Annotated in this window: 22 protein-coding genes; 12 read left to right on the top strand and 10 right to left on the bottom strand. The window is 63.0% G+C overall.

All coding sequences use genetic code 11. The annotated features are described in order from the left end of the window. Positions 1-3: 3 nt before the first annotated feature. From GGR16_RS25575 to GGR16_RS25550, 6 genes are all read right to left on the bottom strand, one after another. Complete coding sequence (locus GGR16_RS25575; RefSeq protein WP_183318986.1) at positions 4-993, bottom strand: hypothetical protein; 990 nt, start codon at positions 991-993, stop codon at positions 4-6. A 713-nt stretch (positions 994-1,706) separates the two neighbouring features. Then, entirely contained in the window at positions 1,707-4,805 is a 3,099-nt protein-coding gene (locus GGR16_RS25570; protein ID WP_183318984.1) for a helicase-related protein, read from the bottom strand. 2 nt (positions 4,806-4,807) lie between these two features. Further along, complete coding sequence (locus tag GGR16_RS25565) at positions 4,808-5,890, bottom strand: sigma-70 family RNA polymerase sigma factor (RefSeq protein WP_183318982.1); 1,083 nt, start codon at positions 5,888-5,890, stop codon at positions 4,808-4,810. Positions 5,891-5,930: 40 nt separating this feature from the next. Next, positions 5,931-7,100, bottom strand: coding sequence for a DNA cytosine methyltransferase (locus GGR16_RS25560; RefSeq protein ID WP_210289717.1), 1,170 nt, complete (start codon positions 7,098-7,100; stop codon positions 5,931-5,933). A gap of 120 nt (positions 7,101-7,220) precedes the next feature. Beyond that, a complete protein-coding gene (locus GGR16_RS25555; RefSeq protein ID WP_183318980.1) occupies positions 7,221-8,084 on the bottom strand; it encodes a nucleotidyl transferase AbiEii/AbiGii toxin family protein in 864 nt (287 codons plus the stop codon). Beyond that, positions 8,081-8,908, bottom strand: coding sequence for a type IV toxin-antitoxin system AbiEi family antitoxin domain-containing protein (locus tag GGR16_RS25550; RefSeq protein ID WP_183318978.1), 828 nt, complete (start codon positions 8,906-8,908; stop codon positions 8,081-8,083). The genes GGR16_RS25555 and GGR16_RS25550 overlap by 4 nt, the downstream gene beginning before the upstream one ends. 434 nt (positions 8,909-9,342) lie before the next feature. On the opposite strand from GGR16_RS25550, the gene GGR16_RS25545 reads away from it, so the two are divergent. The 12 genes from GGR16_RS25545 to GGR16_RS25490 all read left to right on the top strand — a co-directional run bounded on the left by GGR16_RS25545 (position 9,343) and on the right by GGR16_RS25490 (position 17,400). After that, positions 9,343-10,302, top strand: a complete 960-nt coding sequence (locus tag GGR16_RS25545; RefSeq protein WP_183318976.1) for an ArdC family protein — start codon at positions 9,343-9,345, stop codon at positions 10,300-10,302. Beyond that, a complete protein-coding gene (locus GGR16_RS25540) occupies positions 10,299-10,700 on the top strand; it encodes a DUF2958 domain-containing protein (protein WP_183318974.1) in 402 nt (133 codons plus the stop codon). The genes GGR16_RS25545 and GGR16_RS25540 overlap by 4 nt, the downstream gene beginning before the upstream one ends. Positions 10,701-10,819: 119 nt before the next feature. Next, positions 10,820-11,308 carry a RadC family protein gene (gene radC, locus GGR16_RS25535; protein WP_183318971.1) on the top strand — a complete coding sequence of 163 codons (489 nt, stop codon included), beginning with the start codon at positions 10,820-10,822 and terminating at the stop codon, positions 11,306-11,308. Positions 11,309-11,480: 172 nt separating this feature from the next. Next, positions 11,481-13,625 carry a ParB/RepB/Spo0J family partition protein gene (locus tag GGR16_RS25530; protein ID WP_183318969.1) on the top strand — a complete coding sequence of 715 codons (2,145 nt, stop codon included), beginning with the start codon at positions 11,481-11,483 and terminating at the stop codon, positions 13,623-13,625. Positions 13,626-13,727: 102 nt separating this feature from the next. Further along, positions 13,728-14,204 carry a hypothetical protein gene (locus GGR16_RS25525; protein ID WP_183318967.1) on the top strand — a complete coding sequence of 159 codons (477 nt, stop codon included), beginning with the start codon at positions 13,728-13,730 and terminating at the stop codon, positions 14,202-14,204. A gap of 72 nt (positions 14,205-14,276) precedes the next feature. Next, entirely contained in the window at positions 14,277-14,546 is a 270-nt protein-coding gene (locus GGR16_RS25520; RefSeq protein ID WP_183318965.1) for a DUF6117 family protein, read from the top strand. Then, positions 14,543-14,839: a hypothetical protein gene (locus GGR16_RS25515; RefSeq protein WP_183318963.1), complete on the top strand. Its 297-nt coding sequence runs from the start codon at positions 14,543-14,545 to the stop codon at positions 14,837-14,839. Before GGR16_RS25520 ends, GGR16_RS25515 begins: the two co-directional genes overlap by 4 nt. Positions 14,840-15,265: 426 nt before the next feature. Then, the gene (locus GGR16_RS25510) at positions 15,266-15,430 is read left to right on the top strand and encodes a hypothetical protein (protein WP_183318961.1); all 165 of its coding nucleotides are present in this window, start codon (positions 15,266-15,268) and stop codon (positions 15,428-15,430) included. Between the two features lie 305 nt (positions 15,431-15,735). After that, complete coding sequence (locus GGR16_RS25505) at positions 15,736-16,293, top strand: hypothetical protein (RefSeq protein WP_183318959.1); 558 nt, start codon at positions 15,736-15,738, stop codon at positions 16,291-16,293. Positions 16,294-16,357: 64 nt separating this feature from the next. Then, a complete protein-coding gene (locus tag GGR16_RS25500; protein WP_183318957.1) occupies positions 16,358-16,708 on the top strand; it encodes a hypothetical protein in 351 nt (116 codons plus the stop codon). A gap of 10 nt (positions 16,709-16,718) precedes the next feature. Further along, a complete protein-coding gene (locus GGR16_RS25495; protein WP_183318955.1) occupies positions 16,719-16,913 on the top strand; it encodes a hypothetical protein in 195 nt (64 codons plus the stop codon). 70 nt (positions 16,914-16,983) lie between these two features. Then, a complete protein-coding gene (locus GGR16_RS25490; RefSeq protein WP_183318953.1) occupies positions 16,984-17,400 on the top strand; it encodes a hypothetical protein in 417 nt (138 codons plus the stop codon). Positions 17,401-17,731: 331 nt separating this feature from the next. On the opposite strand, the gene GGR16_RS25485 is transcribed toward GGR16_RS25490, so the two are convergent. From GGR16_RS25485 to GGR16_RS26355, 4 genes are read right to left on the bottom strand one after another with little or no spacing between them, the layout of a single operon-like run. After that, positions 17,732-18,661, bottom strand: coding sequence for an EamA family transporter (locus GGR16_RS25485; protein WP_183318950.1), 930 nt, complete (start codon positions 18,659-18,661; stop codon positions 17,732-17,734). Continuing rightward, complete coding sequence (locus GGR16_RS25480; protein WP_183318948.1) at positions 18,658-19,047, bottom strand: type II toxin-antitoxin system VapC family toxin; 390 nt, start codon at positions 19,045-19,047, stop codon at positions 18,658-18,660. The genes GGR16_RS25485 and GGR16_RS25480 overlap by 4 nt, the downstream gene beginning before the upstream one ends. Continuing rightward, positions 19,034-19,309 (bottom strand): AbrB/MazE/SpoVT family DNA-binding domain-containing protein, encoded by a 276-nt coding sequence (locus tag GGR16_RS25475; protein ID WP_183318946.1) that lies wholly within the window; start codon positions 19,307-19,309, stop codon positions 19,034-19,036. The genes GGR16_RS25480 and GGR16_RS25475 overlap by 14 nt, the downstream gene beginning before the upstream one ends. A 57-nt stretch (positions 19,310-19,366) precedes the next feature. Beyond that, on the bottom strand, positions 19,367-20,203 hold the full coding sequence (locus tag GGR16_RS26355; protein WP_246373336.1) for a hypothetical protein: 837 nt from the start codon (positions 20,201-20,203) through the stop codon (positions 19,367-19,369). Positions 20,204-20,346: the final 143 nt, after the last annotated feature.

Here is a 20,346-nt window from a genome sequence, read left to right as displayed (position 1 = left end):
TCGTCAGCTGCGCATTCGAAAGTAGCCATCCGTATCGAACAGCACCTTCCGATCGAGTCGCGTATTGAATAGCCGACACGACGGTTCGCCCAGATGAAGGCATACGGCACAGGCTGCCCCGTGCCTCGATTCCCAACAACCTGGATCCAATGCACATCGCGATTCGTCCAACACCACGCGATCCAAGACCGTGTGCAGATCGTGCTCGAACATGGCCTGTAAGCCCCCGAGGACGAAGTCGCCCCTAGGAACGGCGTATGTCACGACAGCCAAAGCCAAGGGGAATAGGAGCTCGGAAATGGATTCCCTATCGATACCTGCATAGTAGGAGGTCTGTCGGACCATTCGGTGCGAAAAGCTGTGAACGAGGGTCGTGATGTCGGACAGGACCGCCGAGTTTTCAGGATCATTTCCCACCGCGCCGAGGATTCCCTCGTAGGCATCTCGTATGTTGTCCTTCACCTCGATTCCGTGTCCTCGTTCCCGTAGCCAATACGAGACCCGGACCGGATCCAGCCGAGTAATAAGCGCTTCCGTGGTGGCGAGGTCCCCATAAACCACGACTGTACCGTCTCGTTCGGTGAACGCCCGAAGTCGTGACGCTCCCGGCTCGTGATCGCCCCGCGTGTAACCGAATTGACCGTTCAGGATCGGAAAGCGCTCCACCAGATCGATTCTCTGCACTCCCGCGCGTTTCAAGGCATGGTCGTACTGGCCGTCATAAAGCGCCTGCCTCTTCCCCGTGGCGGTCCTCTTCAGATCTCCGATGGTCTTCCTCGTCTCTGACATCGCAAGGGCGATCGCGGAAGCGTCATACTCTGCGGCATCGTTAACCTCGGGCGAGATACGGAGCTCCCGCGGCTTGTCGTCTGCCACCCCAGCGGCCGCAAGCGCGGCGTCGATCTGTTCCGGAGTCAATCCTTGCTCTGCCAGAGTTCTTCGAAGCGCCGCAGACTTCGCGCCAGCAACTCCATCGACCCAAGGCGATGCCATTCCTTCCGCTACCCACGCCAGTGCGGCCGGCCCACCCCCCGCGGCGTGTAGTCGCCGCCTCTGAGTGCGTGACGGGGGATTCACGATCACGACGCTCCTCGGGACATAGACGGAAGCGCTGCGGTGAACCGTGAATTCCATCCTCTCGCCATTCCGGCCCGATTGGCCACAAGTGCAGTTGGTATAGAGGAAGTTCGATCGCAAAGTTCGATTGCATTCAGGGCACGAGAGCTCGATTTCTCGCAGACTGGTCGTCCCGGGCAAGCGCATCCTCACATCGTCATGAGCCGGACAACGCGGATAGCTGGGCTCCCGTATGTCCCCGCAAGCGTCGTGAAACAATACGAAAGGGAGTTGCCCGTGCGGCCCGATCGCACCGCATTTGCAACGTGCCCGGGGGCTATCCAACAGTCGTGAGCAGTTCTTGCACCGCCAGGTCTTCGGGAACGGCTCCAACCAAGCTCCGAGTTCCCGATCGAGCGATCGCACCTGTACATTCGCACCCGCTCTCAAGCTGGCCACGAGTCGCCCATCGCGACCGCTCGCTTCCCAAGGGGCGGCAAGCCGGATCAATTCTGCTGACAATGCCTCTGCATCGACCTCGTGAACAGGCTTGTACTTCCAACTTTTGACTTTCCAAACGCCGCCTCTGACATCGACAGTCTGCTGCGGGAGATGACCGTAAAGGATTTGCGATGCGCTTCTGGTTTCCTTCATCTCGGGTCCTCTCCGCGAATCTCGACTTGCTCCTCAACGTCGCGAAGAGACAGCATGGGGCCACCTTTCGGCCCCATGGAATTCGACCATTCGTTGGCGTGCGCTGGATCGCCGAGATTCGCAGCGAGACGTTCGTACCACCATCGCACGTCTTGGGAGAGATCGGCCGTCATTTCATCGGTGTAGCCGAGCATCCCGGCGATCGTGGCACTCTCGTTCTCGCAGAAGTCAGGGTGTGCATCCAGATAATCGCGCAAGACTTTCGCCTTCGCTATGCTGCGGCCCGCCCGGGGCTCGTGAAGCAGCAGGATCCGCGCGAAGGCCAGACCCGGCAAAGTTCGCTCCAGCACCCGTCTGCTATGCCCGGTGATCGGTATAGGTTCGACGAAACGATCACCCTGAGCCACGTACTGCGGGAACGCTTTGAAGACGCTGGCGTCGCGCTCCCTGGCAATTCGGTGCACGACAAAGGCGAGGGCAGGCCACCTGCGCCCCACACGTGCCGTCGCCTGGATGAACTCGGCCGTAGTGTGCGGTAACCCAAGCATCACCATCACGTTTAGTCGGTCGATGTCCACGCCATGCGACATCATCGAGGATGCCGCGACCACGTGAAGTCGGTTGGCGAACTCGGCGTCAGGGCGTTCGAGCTTTTCGAGGACTTCCGATACGTCCGAGAAAAGGGTCCGCCCGGTCATCGAGGTTACGTTGGGCGCCGGCTTAGGGATAGCCTCCCACTGTGTCTCAGACGAACGGACAACAGCGTCGAGGTCGCGCAGCGTGTTCCCGTACACGACGTTCGTGCCGTATATGTCGACTAGGAAGTCGGCGAGCGACGGATCGACACCGATCTTCTCTGCGACGCCGCGCGGATCTCGCAGCCATTCGCGGATTGCTGACTGCAGCGAGATCATCATGCGGTCGACTGCGAACTCGACGGTCTGCCCGCGTGGCGAAACAGCAAGGTAGGAGCGCATTCGCTTGTCCGTCTCCCGGGACCAGAAGCCTTCTCCTATCTGGGGCTCTGGATACGGAAACACACGTGCTTTTTTGCCGTATAGGACTTCGCTCTGTCTTTCGTAACCGCTCAGCGTGGCGGACGAAGCCAGTATTTTGGGCCGCGTTCCCGAAAGGTGTCGCTGCAAGTGGTCATAGAGCGCCTCGTAATGCGCGTCGACAGCTCCGAGGCTGTCACGCAGAAGATGCAACTCGTCCTGCAGTCTGAACGACACCCCATAGAGAGACGGGTCCATCGGGAGGCCTTTAGGTGACCCTTTGCAATCCGGCACTAGGCATCCATTCGGACGACTCCATCGGGTCGCATAAGTGTGGCCATGCTCGGGCTCGGAACAGTATCCCATAGGTGGGCCGATGATCCCACGCATGTTGGCCTGTAGTGCGATGCCCGCCGCCTTGTCGAGCGTGCCGACGATCACCGTCGGGAGATAACGCCATACTTCGAAATCGACGACCCAGATCGGAAGTGGCTGCGCAATATCCCACTCGCAGTCGGAGTTCGTGCAGCGGTGCTCCAGCCGCCAATATCGCCGATTGAAACGCATCTCTATGCTGTCTGTGCGGCAGAACGGGCACACCTTGAGCATGCGAAGACGATCTGGCATCGAATCGTCCTCGTAGTCCCATTGGCCGCGCCGATCGCGATTTCTCTCGCGTTTGATCTCGTTGGGGGTGGCTCCACTGCCAACGAGAAAACCGAGGCCAAACGGGTCCCCCTCGATTGCCTCCTTGCGGCGGACCATCTCTGCCGCGGCCAGGGCATTGGCGAAACGCTGCGTCTGTTGGAGCGAAAGCAATCGGAGTGGGAATCTCGACCACGCCGTCACCCCCGTGGTCTTGCCACGAAAGCGATCCAGGAAAGCGGCTGTCAGGATGAGACCGAGATAGGTCTCCGTCTTGCCGCCTCCGGTCGTGAACCAGACGATATCGACGATGTCGGCACCCTCGTTTCGGCAAGCGTCCAGGTTCGCGTAAAGAAAACCGATCTGAAACGGCCGCCACGATGTGTATTTGAAGCCACCCTTGCCGTCTCGTGCGGAGATGAGCATAGATGCGTTCATCAGACGAAATGCGCGGCAAAGATCCTGGTCTTCCTCGAGGCGCGCGACACCGGCAGCTATTCGCTCGACTTCTTCGAGAAAACCCTGCCTCTCCCGCCTCGCTTCGCGTTCCATCTCCTCCGACCAGTCGGCATGTCTCGATCGTATACGCTCCATGTCCCATGCGTCGTCTCCCCAAGCCCGGAGCGCTTCGACGAGTTCGCGACCAGGCGCGACCGGATCGTCTGCAAGCCTTTCGAAGGAAAAGAAATCTTCCGACTGGCCAGGAGCGTTCCAGAATTGAGGGCGTGGCTTGTCGTGGCGCGGAAGATCGACGGTGGTGAAAACCGATCCCTCGACGGAAACCCCGCAGTTGATGCCCCACGCGGGGACATGCCGATCATAGCGAAAGCTGTCGGGTAGCGCTTCGAGAATGAACTCCCGGGTCGGCAGACCGGAAACCTCAAGTTCGCACTGAAACAGCCGCCCTCTGGCGAAAGCGTTCTTCTGTTCCTGATTTGGCTTCGAGCAATTGACGAGGGTGACGGTCAATCCCGGCAAACCATCCCGACTTGTATCCACCTCGATTTCAATGGCGGCGGCGAGGCCGGAGTCCGGAAAGCGGCTATCGAGCTCGCGTTGGATGGATGTCGTAAATCGATTTGTAGACCCATGATTGAGAAGGATACTGACGCTTTCAGTGCAGTCGATCGGATCGGACTTGATCCACCTATCGCCCTCCTTCCGCCAGACCGCGAACGAAGCACGGAGGTCGAACGACACCATGTCTCCAAATTCTGCGTCGAGGCCCAGCCGCATGCCGACGGCGCATGGCTCCAGTCTCTCTGCCCGTTCCCCAAGCTTGGATTCGGCGATTTCCTCTTCGGGGGCGAGGCGCCCGAGCCAGAACAATCCACACGGATCCACTTCCAGCGCCGACTTTTTTGCTCCCGTAGCATCCGCTACGACGAAATCGGCCAGCCAGTCGACAAAACGTTCGGCGGCCTGGTAGCGGTCGGTGATCGCCGTGTGCGGCAATTTCAATCTCCTTCGAAGGTCTTGTGCAGGCCGATCTTGCGAGCGCGTCCGCGCAAGATCCTGAGCGCCTTGCTTTCGAGCTGTCGTATGCGTTCCCGCGTCACACCATACTGTTGACCAATCTGCTCGAGCGTCTCGGCGGGTCCGTCAATTCCGAATCGCCGGCGGACGATATCGATGAGCCGCTCGTTTCCAATGCCGTCTACCAGCTCTCCGAGAACCTCCGCGAGGTCGCTGGCGATCGCAACCTCTTCCGGAGTCGGAGCTTCGTCGTTGATAAATTCGCGCAGCGGCGTGGAGGACTCGTCGTCGATAGGCACGTCGTACGAGATCACCTTTTGCTCGGAGAGCTGCGCAATCCTCGCTGTGAAGGCTTCATCCCAGCCGAGCGATTCCGCAATCTTCGGGATGTCTGCAGCGCTGTAGCCCGTGGATAGCCCCAGGGATCGCCTCGTGCGTCGGTATTTCGATATCTGTCCGCGCATATGGACGGGGAGGCGTATCGTCGAACCCACATCGTCGATGCCGCGCGAGATCGCCTGCCTTATCCACCATACAGCGTATGTCGAGAACCTGGTGCCCCAGTCCGGGTCGAACTTGTCACATGCCCTCATCAGTCCCATCAAGCCGAACTGAACGAGATCCTCTGGATCCATTCGATATCGGAACCTTCGGTCGTAGGCCATCTTGGCGACCAAGCGAATGTTGGAGGTCACGAGCTTCGCCTTCGCCTGCTCGGCCCGCGCGAGGACACGCTGCCCGATAGGCGAAAACCGATCCGCATCCGGCAACCGCAAACCGTCTTGGATGGCATACCCGAGCTCTCGCTCCTCAGCTTCATTGAGCAAAGGATACTTCCGTGCGAGACCCAGTAGCTGCTCTAGCGCCGTCCCCGCACGCGGTGACGGAATTCCCTCGAAGGTTACCTCACTGACTGCCGAATCTTCGACTATCCTTATGCTGTCGGCCGTCAACGCCCTTTCGATTGCTATCGCTTCGTCGGGCGTGATGCCGCGTCGAAGATAGGTGGCGTCGATTTCGCTGCGCTTGAGTTCGCCGTCCTGACGATAGGCGTCATCGCCCAAGTCCTCGAGTGTGCGACCTACCAGGCGGTCACGCTTATCGTCAGCTGTTTCCGACAATGTTCTTTTCGCGAATGTGCCGCACGATCGACTTCCCGATCACTTCCCCCAGCAATGGTGGTACGGCGTTACCGATCATTCGGCCGACGGATTTCATGGAAACCGCCGAGCCTGGCTCAATGAATTCATATGTCCGGGGGAAGGTTTGAAGAATCGCCGCTTCGCGGAGACTGATGGCACGATGTTGCTCCGGATGACCGAATCTGCCGTTTCCGAATCCGAAGCACTGCCCCGTCATTGTGGGAGCCGGTTTGCCCCACTCCATTCGCCCATAGACGGCCGGGTACGTTTTCCCGCTTTCCCGAACGTGACACGGTGCGCGAAGCTCATCTGGCCAGTCTCGCCAAGTTCCGCCGGGTTTCGAGGCAAGCATCCGCTTCATGTTCGTCGGAGACAGCCGGCTCGTACGATGAAGCGGATCCCCTGTATCGGTTTCACCGGCACCGAGCGGGGGCATGTCTCCGATCACGTCGCGCACCGCGGTCCACTGTTCTGGGTGTTTGTGGGTGGGTGGCAGAATGTCGATTTCACCGTGCCGCGATGCAAGTAACACAAGACGGCGACGTTGCTGCGGTGCGCCATACTCGCGACAGTCCACGATCCAATGTTTGACACGAAAGCCCGCCTCCTCGAGCTCGTCAACGAAAGACTTGAACCGGTCGGTAACTGCCAGAGGCGTTACGTTTTCCATCGATACGATGTCTGGCAGCACCGACCGTGCGAGTTCACCGAAACGATCCAATAGCGCCCATTTGTCTCGATGATTTCCTCTCGGCCCTTGCGTGTAGGTGGAGAACGGCTGGCAGGGTGCACAGCCGGCTAGCACTCGAACCTTCGCCCCATCGAGAGCGGTGGCAGCATCGGCGGCGGTGTAATCTAAGGCGCTCTTATGGACGAACCGGGAGCCGTTGTTGACCTCGTAAGCGTACCGGCACGCACCATCTATATCGACGCCTTCGACCACGGTGATCCCGGCACGCTGCAGACCATATGTCAGCCCACCGGCCCCGCAAAAAAGATCGACCGCCATCACGTCGTCGCTCCCGGTCACGGGAAAGATCGAGTGGTCCTGCACAGAATTGGCGTTGCCCCGGGCGACTTCTCGTTCGGGTGCCGATTTTTTGACCGATACAGAGTTCAAAGTACCTGACATGGCAAATTCTTGATAGATTCTTGCTTGAAACTCAATTCCCGCGAGCGACTTGACAGTATTGATCCACCCTTATCCCGCCCGTTGGTCCTTCTCGCGGCACCGTTCGGGCAACACTTCTGGCTACCATAAGATTCCAAACCTTTCCTTCATGGCGGGGGTCTTCGCCCACGGCTCACCGGGGAGCCGATCGACCAGTGCCGTGAACACGAGCCGAAACGATTCCGCCGTCGATGCTTCGGTCAGCGTCTCCACCTGAGCCGCCGGTAGCAGAGGCCGCATGTCGAGCAGAAAGCGCGGGTTCGCCAGCTTGGCGAACATGCGTTGCTGGGCCTCGGCGCGGGAGATCGCCTGGCCGGCAAGGGCGAGATAGCGACCGAACATCTCGACGATGCGATCGATGGCGAGATCCTCGAAGACTTCGAGAGCATGGGCAATGTCGTAAAGATCGCGTCCCTTGTCCCGCTGCAGCAACGCCCGCAGCTTGGTCGCCAGCATCTCCTCGCGGGAGAATGTCGGAATGGCGGCCTCGCCGGAGAACCAGGGATTGGTGACCTCGAGCGATAACGCCGCCGGCGCATCGAACACCTCGATCTCGCGGGTGTTGATCTCGATCTTCAGACGGATCGGCACGCCGCTGCCGTCCTCGGCCTCGACCCGGAAGCGAAACTTCGGCGCGACGGGGCTCTGGTCGAACCGCGCCTGCCCGAGCCATGGCTCCAGAAGTGCGCGCAGTCGGTCGAGGATCGGACCGATCGGACCGCCGGAGGTGCGGACCAGATCGATGTCCTCCGAATAGCGCAGCGGCGCCGGAAAATGCAGCTTGTTAAGCGCCGTTCCGCCTCGGAACCGCAATGCGTCGCGCAGCATGTCGTCGGAGAAGATGTCGACGAGGGCGCGGCTGATGATGAGGTCCTGCTCGACCTGGCGCTGATCCGCCCACGGAACGACATTGCCCCAGGCGACGATGTTCTGGGCCGGGATCATTCGTCGAGCTCCGGCACGCGCCGCACGATCACACGCCAGCGGGAATCGCGTTCCTGTGGTTCGGGCGCGAAGTCCGGATCCCGTGCCTCCTGCCGGTCGAGTTCGGCCCAGGGAACAGCCCCTCGTTCCTGCAGCGCCTCCAGCATCGGCGTCGTCAGGGCCTCGCGGCCGAGGCGATCCAGAAGATGTCCGAGGCGTTGCACGACCGGCCGCTCAAAGGTTGCCGACAGGGTGGCGAGTTGCTGGGGATCGATCTTCTCCGCGAGGTCGGAGAGCACCGTGGCGACATTGTCGATGCCGCCGGACGCCTTCGGATAGCGCAGCAGATCGAGAGCCGTCAGAGCTGCTGACGAGATATTCATTGTACCGGTATCGGTCTTGCGGCCCTCAATCCCTGCGGTCACCGCTTCCATGTCCTTGCGGAAATAGAAGACGATCAGGTTGCGGCCGGCACGGATCTTCGGAAGGCGCTTGGCCGAAACGACCTGGAACTCCATGACCGCCTGGTGCGTCGCGCCATGCAATTCTGCGGCCTTGAGAAGCCCGACATAGTAGGCCTGACGCTCATAACGCATGAGCGCGTCGATGTACCAGGCCGGCGGTGGCGCTCCCCAGGATGCAAACTGCGGCGGGACGACGACATAAAACCCTTGCCGCGGGTTCAGCAGGGCCTTGCGACGCTGCAAGCGCTCGGCGGCATCCAGGAACGCGCCGCGCCCGACGCCGAGCGCCGCCTCGGCTTCCTCGGCGGTGAAAACCGTCCGGCCCGCGGAGAGCAGGCCGCTGACATAGCTCGACAGGGCGGATCGCTGATCGTGAACCATGCTCTCTTATCCGCTTTTAGCGCGGATATTTCAACACGGATTGTAACAGAGCCGCGATTCACCTCAAAAAATCCGCACTATCAGCGGATATTTTGACATGATTTATCCAGGGTGAACTGGCCTCGGTTGCCTTGAGAACTCTCGCCTTGTCCCCAATGCTTGGCTGACCGAATCAGGCATGGCGTCGCCCTTCGGGCCGGGCTCTCGGCTGGCGCTGAAGCCCCGCTTGCGCGGTCTTCACCCTGCGGGCGTCGATCCCTGACGCGTCGTGGTGCTGCTGCGGTCGGTGGATGTCGGGAAGGCGGCTTTGCGCCTTCACGGTTCTGCGCCCTTGCGGGCCTCCGGCCCGGCGAGAGTCAGAGTGCGGACGGGGGTTTGCCGTGACGGGTTGAGGTCGAGAGAGAGGCTCTCGGCGCCCGTCGCGGAGAACCGCGATGTCCAGATATGACCGCACCCCACGCGCCGGCCCGGACCGGACGAACCTGTACGATGAAATCACCAACAAGATCATCGCCGAGCTGGAAGCCGGCCGCGTGCCCTGGGTGCAGCCCTGGGGCACGTCTGCGGCGAAAGCCCCGCTCGGCCTGCCGAAGAATGCCAGCACGGGCCGAAGCTACAGCGGCATCAACATCCTTCTCCTCTGGGGCGCCGTCGTCCAGCACGGCTTCCCCGGCCAGGGCTGGCTCACTTTCCGGCAGGCCCTTTCCCTTGGCGGCAATGTGCGCAAGGGCGAGCGCGGCACCACCGTCGTCTATGCCGACCGCTTCGTTCCCGAGGACGAGAAGAAGCGCGCCACCGAGACTGGAGAAGAGGCGCAGGCCGTTCCGTTCCTCAAACGGTTCACCGTGTTCAACACGGCGCAATGCGAGGGGCTGCCCGACGATATCGCCGTCACCATCCCGCCGCCACCCGGCCTGATCGAGCCGAAGGTCGAGGCGCTCATCAAGGCGACCGGCATCGACTTCCGCATCGGCGGCGACAAGGCGTTCTACGTTCCCGCCCACGACTATGTGGTCGTGCCGCCGCCGCAAGCCTACTACGAGCCGATCAACTGGCATCGGACCGCACTGCACGAAATCGGTCACGCCAGCGGTCATCACAGCCGGCTCAACCGCGATCTTTCCGGATCCGTCGGCTCGAAGAAATACGCCTTCGAAGAAATGATCGCTGAACAGATTTCGGCTTTCTGCTGCGCTTCGCTCGGCATCGTCCCGACCGTGCGCCATGCAGATTACATCGGCTCCTGGCTCGACGTCATGCGCGAGGATTCCCGCGCCATCGTCCGTGCCGCCTCGCAGGCCAGCAAAGCGGCGGACTGGATCCTGTCCTTCCTTCCGGATGCTGACAGCCCCGCCGTCGATGCCGAGATCATCGACAGGAGGGCAGCGGCATGATCCTCCTGACACCCGAACTGCGCGTTCGCCTGCTCGCCAATGGCCGTCAGCGCGACGTCGACCATGTGCCGGTCGTGAAATTCTACAATCCGTTCGGCGAAGGCGTCTGGCTCGCGACCGAGCTGGATCCGGACGGCGACATCATGTTCGGCCTCGCCGATATCGGCTATCCGGAGCTTGGCAGCTTCTCGCTGGAGGAAATGGAGTCCATCCGGTTGCCCTTCGGCATGGGGATCGAGCGGGACCTGCTCTTTACCGGGGATTTCCCGATCTCGGTCTGGGCTGACGCGGCAAGAGAGGCTGGCAGCATACGTGCGGCCGAGCGCATTCTTTACGCCCGCGCCCGCGGCGCCGCGTCCAACCTCACTCCCCCTGATACGGAAACCCGGAAAGCCTGATTTCCGGCTCTCCGGCTTGCGATCCTGCGCCGCTCTCTCCGAGGCAGAGGGCGGCGCGTCTCGCCGTGACGCGGTGAAAGTCCCGGCACCCGGCCGGCTGCCCGTCGGGGAATCCGAACATGACGCGACATCACAGAAAACTCACCATCGAGCCGCAGCCTCTCCGGTTCTCGGCCCAGGAGCAGGCCGTCGTCTACGAGGCCCGCCAGATCCTGCTGCGCCACCTCAACCAGAACCCGGTCCTGTCCTCCTGGCAGGCGGTTCTTGACTATTGTGCCATCACCATCCGTGGAGAGGTAGAGCGCTTCCATGTCCTCTATCTCGACCGAAAGAACCGGCTCATCTCGGACGAATGCCTCGCCATCGGCACGGTCGATCATGTCCCGGTCTATCCCCGGGAAGTGCTGCGGCGGAGCCTGGCGCTCAACGCGACCGCGCTGATCATCGTGCACAATCATCCGGCCGGCGATCCCGAACCCTCGGCCGCCGACCTCGCTATGACGAAGGAAATCCAGAAGGGCTGCAAGGTTCTGGGCGTAACGCTGCATGACCACATCATCGTCGGTATCGGCCGGGAGGTCAGTCTGCGCGCCCGAGGCGAAATCTGATTGCTTGTCGGACAGCCTGACGGGCTCGGCTTCTCCGCACGCGGTTTCCCGGTGGCTTCCAGTCACAGGAAGCCGACCGCGCTGCCCGCAGAGTCAGAGGAGGGAAGGTGTTTTCGCGACGGGTCGGAAGCGGAGAGAGAGGCTCTCGGCGCCCGTCGCGGAGACTACCCTGATGGCTACTGCCGCTCAGAAACTCACCCTGTCGCCCTCGCGCGACATTCCCTTCAACAAGCTCGTTCTCAGCCAGTCGAATGTCCGGCGCGTCAAGGCCGGCGTTTCAGTCGAGGAACTGGCTGAGGACATCGCCCGCCGCGGCACGCTCCTCCAGAGCCTCAATGTCCGCCCCGTGCTCGATGCCGACGGCAACGAGACCGGCATGTACGAAGTGCCGGCCGGCGGCCGCCGCTATCAGGCCCTGGCGATCCTCGTGAAGCAGAAGCGTCTCGCGAAGACCGCGCCGGTGCCCTGCGTCGTTCGCGATCCCTCGACGCAGATCCTCGCCGAGGACGACAGCCTGGCCGAAAACACCCAGCGCGTGGCTCTGCATCCCCTCGACCAGTTCCGCGCCTTCCTCGACATGCGCAACAAGGGCATGACCGAAGAGGAGATCGCGGCCGCCTTCTTTACCACGGTTCAGGTCGTCAGGCAGCGGCTTCGCCTCGCCACCGTCTCTCCCGTGCTGCTCGACGTCTATGCCGAGGACGGCATGACGCTGGAGATGCTGATGGCCTTCACCGTCAATCCCGACCATGCCCGTCAGGAACAGGTCTGGGAGAGCATCCGCAATTCCTGGCAGAAGGAGCCGTGGCAGATCCGGCGCATGCTGACCGAAACCACCGTCCCGGCGTCCGACAAGCGCGCCCGCTTCATCGGCCTCGAAGCCTATGAGGCGGCGGGCGGCGCGATTCTGCGCGATCTCTTCTCCCACGACAATGACGGCTGGCTGCAGGACGTCTCCCTGCTCGACCGCCTGGTTGACGAGAAGCTGAAGGTGATGGCCGACGAGATTGCCGACCAGGGCTGGAAGTGGATCGACGCTTCGGTCGAACTCCCCTACGGCCATGCCAGCGGCCTGCGCAAGCTGACCGGCACGGCGCAGGACCTCACCGAAGACGAACGGGCGGCCCGCGAGGCTCTCCGCAATGAGTATGACGATCTCGAATCGGAATATGCGGAGGCCGACGATCTGCCCGAAGAGGTGGATCAGCGTCTCGCCGAGATCGAGGCCGCCCTCGACGCCTTCGAGAACCGCCCCGTCAGCTTCGATCCGGACGAGATCGCCCGCGCCGGCGTTTTCCTCAGTATCGACCGGGACGGCCAACTCGTCGTCGATCGCGGCTATGTCCGTCCCGAGGACGAGCCCGAAGCCGCCGTCGAGGGCGACGACTCCGGGACCGGTGACGAGGCCGACATCGACCGCGTTGACGCCGATGTCGATCCTTCGGCTCGGCGCGCCGCAATCACCATCGGCAGCCAGCCGACGGACACGGATGACGACGAAGGCGACGTCATCAAGCCGCTGCCGGAACGCCTGGTGACGGAGCTGACGGCCGAGCGGACACTTGCGCTGCGCGACAGGCTGGCGAACAACCCGTCCGTCGCGTTCCTGGCCGTGCTGCACAAGTTCTGCCGGGACGTCTTCTCCCGCTACACCTCCTACAGCCCGGCCATGGAAGTCTCGGTGCGCAACACCGGCTTCTCCCTGCAAGCGCCGGGCCTGAAGGACACCCCGGCGGCGCAGGCCATCGAGGAGCGCCACAAGGCATGGGAGGCGCGCATGCCGATCGACGAGGCCTCCCTCTGGGATTGGCTGATCTCTCTCGAAGGCACCGAGCAGGCGGCGCTCTTTGCGCATTGCGCGGCTTTCGGGGTCAACGCCCTTTACGAGAAGGCCGATCGCTACGGCGGCGGCACCGTCACCGTGCACGGCATCCAGCAGCGTCTTGCCGAGGCCGATCGTCTCGCACGCGCTGTCGAACTCGACATGGTGGAAGCAGGCTGGAGGCCGACGGTCGAGAACTATCTCGGCCGCGTCACCAAGCCTCGCATCCTCGAAGCCGTGCGCGAGGGGGCGGGCGAGCGCGCGGCCGAGCTGATCGACCATCTCAAGAAGGGCGACATGGCCAGGGAGGCCGAACGCCTGCTGGCCGATACCGGCTGGCTTCCCGAGCCGCTGCGCCTGGTCGCGGAAGAGCCAGCGGAGCTTTCGGCCGAGCACGACGACGGTGAGGCATTGCCAGACTTCCTCGCTGGCGACGACGAGCACGATGCGACTGACGGCACCGACGAGCCGGCGGTTCTCGTCGCCGCTGAGTGACACGCATCTGCGGGGCGGCTCCGGTCGCCCCGTCTTTTTCCTCACTTTCCACTCGCTAGGCCCGGCATTCCGCTGGGCTGGTTTCGTTTCAGGAGACCAACAATGTCCGCTTCCCTTGTCCTCGACATAGCTCCGCTCGGCTCGCTGATTGCCTATGCCGACGGAGAGCCCAAGCCACCCGCCCGCTTCACGAAGAAGCTGGCAGCCTGGGAACGTCGCAACGGTGTCGGCCGTCTCGTGCGCAAGGAGCCCGCGCGCGAGCGCCCGACCTACACAACCCCGCCATGCTTCACCCTGCATGAAGGCAATTTCGGTCAGGGCGGCATCATCCTCGTTACGGTCATGCGCACCTATGGCATCGACAGCGACCTGACCTTCCGGGTCGTCGAGCGCCCGAGGGTCGGTCAGGTCCGCGTCGTGCAGGATGTCGGCGACAACGTCGAACTGCTGCATCTGGCGGAGAGTCGTGAAGCTGCCGAACTCTGGCTGGCGAAGACCGGATACAGCCGTGCCCGGCTTGAGGACGTCACGGCCGATGAGGTCGGTGCCGATGTCGTCGAGGGCCGCGCTGCCGCCTGACCGTCGCTCAATCCCGTCTACCTGGCCCGCCGTCGAACGACCGCGGGCCATTTTCGTTTTCAGGAGAAACCCATGGCCATTCCCGATTACGCCCGCACCAACTTCAACACCCTGCTGCGCGCGGCGGGCGACGGCAATCTCGCACTCATGAAGTGCCTGGATGCCGTCACCCGCGAGCCGCGCTATGTCCTGTGCGCCGTGGGGCGCGCGGACGACGGCGATTACGTCATGACGCCGTTCGGCCATCTTGCAGACGGCGATCCCTATGACGCCTACCTGCCGCCCGACCCTGACGATCCAACCGGCTTTCTGCCGAACAGCGAAGGCGGGGGCGCAGCATGATGACGGTGGAGGAGATATTCGCCGAGGACCGCCGCAATCCTCCCCCGGAGCGCTCGCTTCCGTGGGCGGAAACCCGTGGTGGCGTCACCGTCGTTGTGGAGCCGAAGCCGCATTGGGCCGGCGACATGCGGGCTTTTCGGCTCGATGCCCGTGAATACTGCCACTATGCCGACTGGAGTGCGAACGGCGGCCGGGCGCGGTTCTACGGCCATATCGATACCTGCGGCGGCGATCTGCTTCTGAAGGCTCGCGTTATGGTCGCCCGAGAGATCGCGGACCGGCTTTGGGGCTGATCCGTTTCGGCCCGTTTGGCTATGTCAGGCCCTATCGTGCTGAGTACAGCCGTTAATCCTGCCAGAGGTCGCGTTCCAGTTTGCATGGGCCGCCATCGTTTGTCCGGGCGCGGGACGGCTTCCGCGGCCTGCAACACCGATCTGATAAGACCGGCCTGGGGGAGGCTGGCAGCGAAGGCGCTGGCACCTGCGACGGGTGCCGGCTTCCAGTCAGATGCAAAGCACCACCCCCGCTTCCATTCGCGAACCTTGGTCCGAACCGTCTCTTCGTCAATCAACCCCGGAGGGGTCGGCTTACGCGAGCGTGCCGCCCTCGCGGATTCGGACGAGCCGAACGCGCGAGGGTGATTGCAGATCCGGTCAGACACTTCGGGCGCCTGTCGCGCGGGAGATGGTCCCCCGCCTCCAAAGACAGGAGCCGGAACAATGTCCTATGCAGATGCCACCGCTTTCGCCGCCAGCCTCGCCGAAACCCTGATGGTCTCGATCGTCGTGTTCCAGGCCGGGGACGGAACCCACGGCGTTTGCCCCGCCGGCGAATTCGACGGCGATGAGGACATGGTCGAATTTGAGATCGATCCCTGGCAGTGAGGCGCATGCGCCTCACATCAACGGCCCAAAGCAACCTGCGCCCGGGCCTTGGGCACAGCCGCGCCGGCGCGGGGTGCGATCCCAATCAGCCGGATTTGCTGCCGCGACATGCGCTCACGTTGCCATCGATGCCCGGGCGAACGCGCCCGGCGTCACGCCCAAATGGCGTCGGAACGATCAAATGGCTCCGATCGAAGAAACCGACTCTCACGCCGGATTAAAGAGCGAGAGGACGGTTGCGAGGGCCATGACGGGTTGGTTGCCGGAGAGAGAGGCTCCCGGCGCCCGTCACGGAGCGTCAGCCGATGGCCCTTGCACATCAAACCACCTTCGCCCCAATCGGAAAAATTCTTGCCGAACGGGTGCTTCCCAGACTTGAGCACACGCAGAAGCGCCCCTTGCGTGTCGCCTGCCTCGGCACGGTCAGCTATGACGGCGCCACCGAAGCAGATTGCGTCGACCGCAGCATCCCGATCGGTGAAGCCTCATCGCCGCAGGATGCCATGGCCGTTGCCGCAATGCGGGTCTCGCACGGTGACATCCGGGTCACACCGGACAATACGCTACGCTTCAGGCCACGGCTGATCGTTATTCAAGACAGCGGGTTTGGCCTCGTCATCGCCGGCGAAATCCGCGCCGGCATAATCCTCTGGCAGCAGCCTGTCGCCAGCAAGGCCGAAGCTACACTCGTTGTCGTCGAAGCCAGCCACCTGCGCGGCAGGGCCTTCGCCGCCGCCGGCCACGGAGATCACCCAGCGGCCCGCGATTTCCGCTTCCAGGCTACCCTACTCGAAGCGAGGCTGGTCGATCCCCGCTGGCGCGAGACTGCCTGCGAGCTGCTGCGGCTCCCGCAGGCCGCGTGATTTCCCCTCCCACGATCACCATTCATCCCGGCCTCCTGCCGGGCATTCACCTACGGAGTCTCCCATGCCGAAATTTGTCGTCAGCAAAGGCCATGACGCCTTTGTCTACTACGAAACCATCGTCGAGGGCGAATGGCTAGCCACCCGCTACGTGCAGGAATTCGATGACTACGAAATCGACGAGCATAACGGCGTTCGTCCGCTCGAAGATGGCGAGACCGTCGAGGCGTTTCTGTTCATCAGCGTCACCTCTCAGGAGCGCGATGCCCTGCTGGCGGGCCTTCGCCTCCTTCAACTCGCACTCGCCGGCGAACACATCGACCCGCAGCTGAGAAGCATCCTCACCAATGACGGTGCTCACGCCGGCCTCGATCTCACCCAGATCGACGCCCTGTGCGAACGCACCAACATCTAGGAGGCGCCCGATGTATGCCACTTATCTGCGCCTCGATGTCCTCGTGTGGGACAGCGATCGCACGGTGATCCGCGCGGCACGCCGAAAGCTGGCTCAATCGGCCCAGCGCGATCCGGCCGTGCGGGATGCGCGCAAGCGCTTCTATCGCAAGATGCTTCGCGACCATGCCGATGCCCAGCAGCTGGTGGTGCATTGTCGCCTCTGACCCACCCGCACCGCAATTCCCGATCCCCGCCCCGGCCTCGCGCCGGGCTTTCTCGTTTCAGGAGCCTGTCATGGCCGACTATTTCACGCACTTCTCCTGCCTGCTCAACGTCCGCACGCCCAAAAACGCAGCGCGCGCGCTCGAGCTCTACAATCGCATGCAGGAGGAAGGCGCCTCAGAAGATCCGCCATCCGAAAGCTTCCTCGTGTCGATCCAGCCCGAATATGGCGGCACACAGCTCTGGATGCGTGATGACGTCACCGGCGATCCCGAACGCCTGATCCAGTTCGTCAAGCTTTGCGCCAAGGAGTTCAGGCTGACAGGCCGCTGGGGCTTTCAGTACGCCAACACCTGCTCGAAACCCTGCATCAACGCCTTTGGTGGCGGCGCGCATGTGCTCGACCTTGCAACCGGTGAGACGGTCGCCTGGACCTATACCGACGGTTGGCTCGCCGAGGTTCTGGACGGAGGCGATCCCGATGCCTGAGGTAATCGAAACAGGACCGCCTTGAAGGACAGTGCAAGAGCGTGCGCGACCAGCATGTTGAAAGGTGCTCGCGTCTTTTCCCCTCCAATGCGCACGAACGGCTCCAGCAACATGCCAAACAATTGTGCGGACAAGCCCTGTTACTTCTCACCTGGGCACGAACAGGATATATCAGCCCCGAGGAAGACAAGGCCGCCTTGTTCCAGTGGTACAAGGATCGGCAGAGCGCTTCCGCCGAAGACTGATCCACGAGCAGCCACAATTCATGCCATTGTGAGCAGGCGCCGCTCGACTGCATCGAGCAACTGAACTGGTCGCGAAACTACCGCCTTCACGAACCGGGGCGCGGCCGACTTCGGACCAGCAGCACCATCGTCACCATCAGCAAGATGGCACCGGCTATGGCGGACGGCCCGAGTGTCTCGCCAAACAGAGCGAAGGCGAGCGTCGTCGCCGTGAGCGGCTCGGCCAGCGCAATGATGCTGGCAGGCGTGGCCTGCGTCGCCTTCATCCCGCGGAAATAGAGCACATAGGCCAAGCCTGTCGGAACCAGGCCCATATAGAGAAGTGCGGCCCAGACCTGTCCTGTCCAAACGCCCGGCGTCATCCCGGCCGCAATGGCGAGCGGCAGCAGCATCACCGCACCCGCGCCGAATCCTGTGACGATGATCTTTCCGGGATCGTGTCGACCGGCAAGGCTTCGGCTCAGCAGCACGAAGCCGGAATAGGAGAGCGCGGAGCCACATGCCCATAAGATGCCCGCCGGATCGGCGTCTTCGGCTGGCGGCGTGCCGATCAGCAGAATGGTGCCGATCAGGCCAAGCCCCAGCGCGGTGACAACCGTGCGGGATACCTTCTCGCGTAACAGGATGATCGCCAGAATGCCGACGATCACAGGCGCCGAGCAAATGGTGATAAGGGTTGCCAGGGCAACGCCGACATCGGCGACGGCCTGGAAATAACACGCCTGATAGGCCGCCATGGTGAGCCCGATTCCGGCGATGCGCAGGCGGTCGCTGCCGTCGAAGCGGAAGGTCTCCGGACCGAGCCGCCACCAGCACCAGAGACCCAGTAGCGGGACGGCCAGCGCGAGGCGGAAGAAGCCGACGACCAGCGGCGGGATGTCCTCGATCCCGTAGAGCAGCCGCGAAGCGATGCCGACTGTCCCCCATAGAACGGCCGCGGCAAGCACCAAAGCCGGGCCGGAAACGGGCGACGGATGAGAGCGCACTCCGCTCGGCTGTCCGCCGGCAGCAGTCACGCTTCCCGCACGCTCTCGTGGCCGCTCGCCCTGGCCGCCTTGACGAACTTCCGGTCGAAGGTCGCGAAGCCCGAGCAATGCGTGGATTTGCCGAGATGCAGCGCGTCCGCGAAGTCCATGCCTTTCTCGGCCAGATCGAGCGCGGTTGCGACGACGGCTCCATCCTCGATCGTTACCGTGGGGAGTCCTGCGAACGCGCGCAATGCGCGTGCGACGTCCGCCGGCCGGTAGGCATAGGTGCTGCGCAACACCCATTCCGTTTCAAGGATGACCGTGGCCGCAACGAAGATGGGTTCGCCATCGATGAGTGCGCGTGCGCGTGGGGATTGCTTCGGATGATCGCCGGTCAGGTAGCGGACGATCAGGTTCGTATCAACCGCGAGCATGCCGGCGCCTGGCCTCGGCGAGCACGCCAGCATCCATCTCTTCGAGGCTCTTCGGCTTGCCTTTGTGAGGCAGCACGCCAAAGACGTCTTCAGGCCGCGTCTCCGCGAAGGCTGGCGCAGGCTTCAACAGCACGCCCTCGGCCGTCTCCTCGACGGTCAGCCGTGTTCCCGCCTGCCATTCCCGCCGCTGGCGAATGGCGCTCGGCAGAATGACCTGTCCCTTGGTGGAAACCGTGGTGATGAGCTTCTCTGCGTTGGCCATAGGCCCGAACCTTTCAGATGTAAGACAAACGTAAGATACTCCTTGCTGGCCTCCGGTTCAAGCGGCGCGGACTCCGACGCCGTTCCTAGAGCCAGAGGAAGGCCGGGACGGGTTTGAGCCTGTGCGGTCGAGAGAGAGCGCTGCGCGGGCTCGATCCCGTTCTGCTCTCCCGAGGTCTTCTTCATGAACATGATTTCTCCATTCGCCGCGGCTTCGGCCGCCGCGCTGCTTCCGCTCGCCTCCGACGCTGACACATCCGCTCCCGTCTTCGCGGCGGCGGGCCTGTTGCTCCCCCATCTTGAACGCGGCCAGCGCATCGACGCCGCCACGCTGCGCGCCGCGATGGAAAGCGCCTTCGGCGCATCCGACGCCACCGGCGCTTGGGACTGGAAAACGGCATACGAGGCCTGCGAGGCCGCAACCGTCCTCTTCCTGCGCAAGTACGGAACGGCGCTTTTCCGTAAAGCCGCGTCTCCGGCTGCTCGCCTTTCCGCTTTGACGAAAATCGCCAGCCTCCTTCCGACGCACACGCGCCGCTCCGAGGAAGCTCAGACCTTCCAGCAATTCTCCACCCCGATCCCGCTCGGCCTGGTCGCGGCAAATGCCGCCGCCATCACACCGGCCGACCGTGTGCTGGAGCCTTCGGCCGGCACCGGCCTGCTCGCCATCCTCGCCGAGATCGCCGGCGCCACCCTCATGCTCAACGAGCTCGGCGAGATGCGCGGCGGTCTTCTCTCTTCTCTCTTTCCGGCCGTTTCCGTCACGCGCTTCGACGCCGCCCAGATCGACGATCATCTCGATCCGGCCGTGGCGCCAAGCGTGGTGCTGATGAATCCGCCATTCTCCGTCATGGCCAATGTCGAGGGTCGCGTCGCGGATGCCGCCTTCCGCCATGTGGCCTCGGCGCTCGCGCGTCTCGCTCCCGGCGGACGGCTTGTGACGATCACCGGCGCCGGCTTCGCGCCCGACAATCCGGCCTGGGCTTCCGCTTTCGCCCGTCTGCAGGAGCGCGGCCGCATCGTCTTCTCGGCGGCAAT

Origin of the sequence: Chelatococcus caeni, from assembly GCF_014196925.1 — a bacterium.
Classification (GTDB): domain Bacteria; phylum Pseudomonadota; class Alphaproteobacteria; order Rhizobiales; family Beijerinckiaceae; genus Chelatococcus_A; species Chelatococcus_A caeni.
This window is presented reverse-complemented; position numbering and strand designations above follow the sequence as displayed.

Coding starts and splice junctions, on each gene's coding strand:
- GGR16_RS25545 (WP_183318976.1), top strand. CDS start 9,343: ATGTCCAGATATGACCGCACCCCACGCGCCGGCCCGGACCGGACGAAC.
- radC (WP_183318971.1), top strand. CDS start 10,820: ATGACGCGACATCACAGAAAACTCACCATCGAGCCGCAGCCTCTCCGG.
- GGR16_RS25495 (WP_183318955.1), top strand. CDS start 16,719: ATGTATGCCACTTATCTGCGCCTCGATGTCCTCGTGTGGGACAGCGAT.
- GGR16_RS25525 (WP_183318967.1), top strand. CDS start 13,728: ATGTCCGCTTCCCTTGTCCTCGACATAGCTCCGCTCGGCTCGCTGATT.
- GGR16_RS25480 (WP_183318948.1), bottom strand. CDS start 19,047: ATGCTCGCGGTTGATACGAACCTGATCGTCCGCTACCTGACCGGCGAT.
- GGR16_RS25560 (WP_210289717.1), bottom strand. CDS start 7,100: ATGTCAGGTACTTTGAACTCTGTATCGGTCAAAAAATCGGCACCCGAA.
- GGR16_RS25540 (WP_183318974.1), top strand. CDS start 10,299: ATGATCCTCCTGACACCCGAACTGCGCGTTCGCCTGCTCGCCAATGGC.
- GGR16_RS25575 (WP_183318986.1), bottom strand. CDS start 993: ATGGCATCGCCTTGGGTCGATGGAGTTGCTGGCGCGAAGTCTGCGGCG.
- GGR16_RS25510 (WP_183318961.1), top strand. CDS start 15,266: ATGTCCTATGCAGATGCCACCGCTTTCGCCGCCAGCCTCGCCGAAACC.
- GGR16_RS25515 (WP_183318963.1), top strand. CDS start 14,543: ATGATGACGGTGGAGGAGATATTCGCCGAGGACCGCCGCAATCCTCCC.
- GGR16_RS25500 (WP_183318957.1), top strand. CDS start 16,358: ATGCCGAAATTTGTCGTCAGCAAAGGCCATGACGCCTTTGTCTACTAC.
- GGR16_RS25490 (WP_183318953.1), top strand. CDS start 16,984: ATGGCCGACTATTTCACGCACTTCTCCTGCCTGCTCAACGTCCGCACG.
- GGR16_RS25475 (WP_183318946.1), bottom strand. CDS start 19,309: ATGGCCAACGCAGAGAAGCTCATCACCACGGTTTCCACCAAGGGACAG.
- GGR16_RS25505 (WP_183318959.1), top strand. CDS start 15,736: ATGGCCCTTGCACATCAAACCACCTTCGCCCCAATCGGAAAAATTCTT.
- GGR16_RS26355 (WP_246373336.1), bottom strand. CDS start 20,203: ATGGCGGAAGGCGGCATCCGCGACGCGACCCTCGACATTGGCCATGAC.
- GGR16_RS25550 (WP_183318978.1), bottom strand. CDS start 8,908: ATGGTTCACGATCAGCGATCCGCCCTGTCGAGCTATGTCAGCGGCCTG.
- GGR16_RS25520 (WP_183318965.1), top strand. CDS start 14,277: ATGGCCATTCCCGATTACGCCCGCACCAACTTCAACACCCTGCTGCGC.
- GGR16_RS25555 (WP_183318980.1), bottom strand. CDS start 8,084: ATGATCCCGGCCCAGAACATCGTCGCCTGGGGCAATGTCGTTCCGTGG.
- GGR16_RS25530 (WP_183318969.1), top strand. CDS start 11,481: ATGGCTACTGCCGCTCAGAAACTCACCCTGTCGCCCTCGCGCGACATT.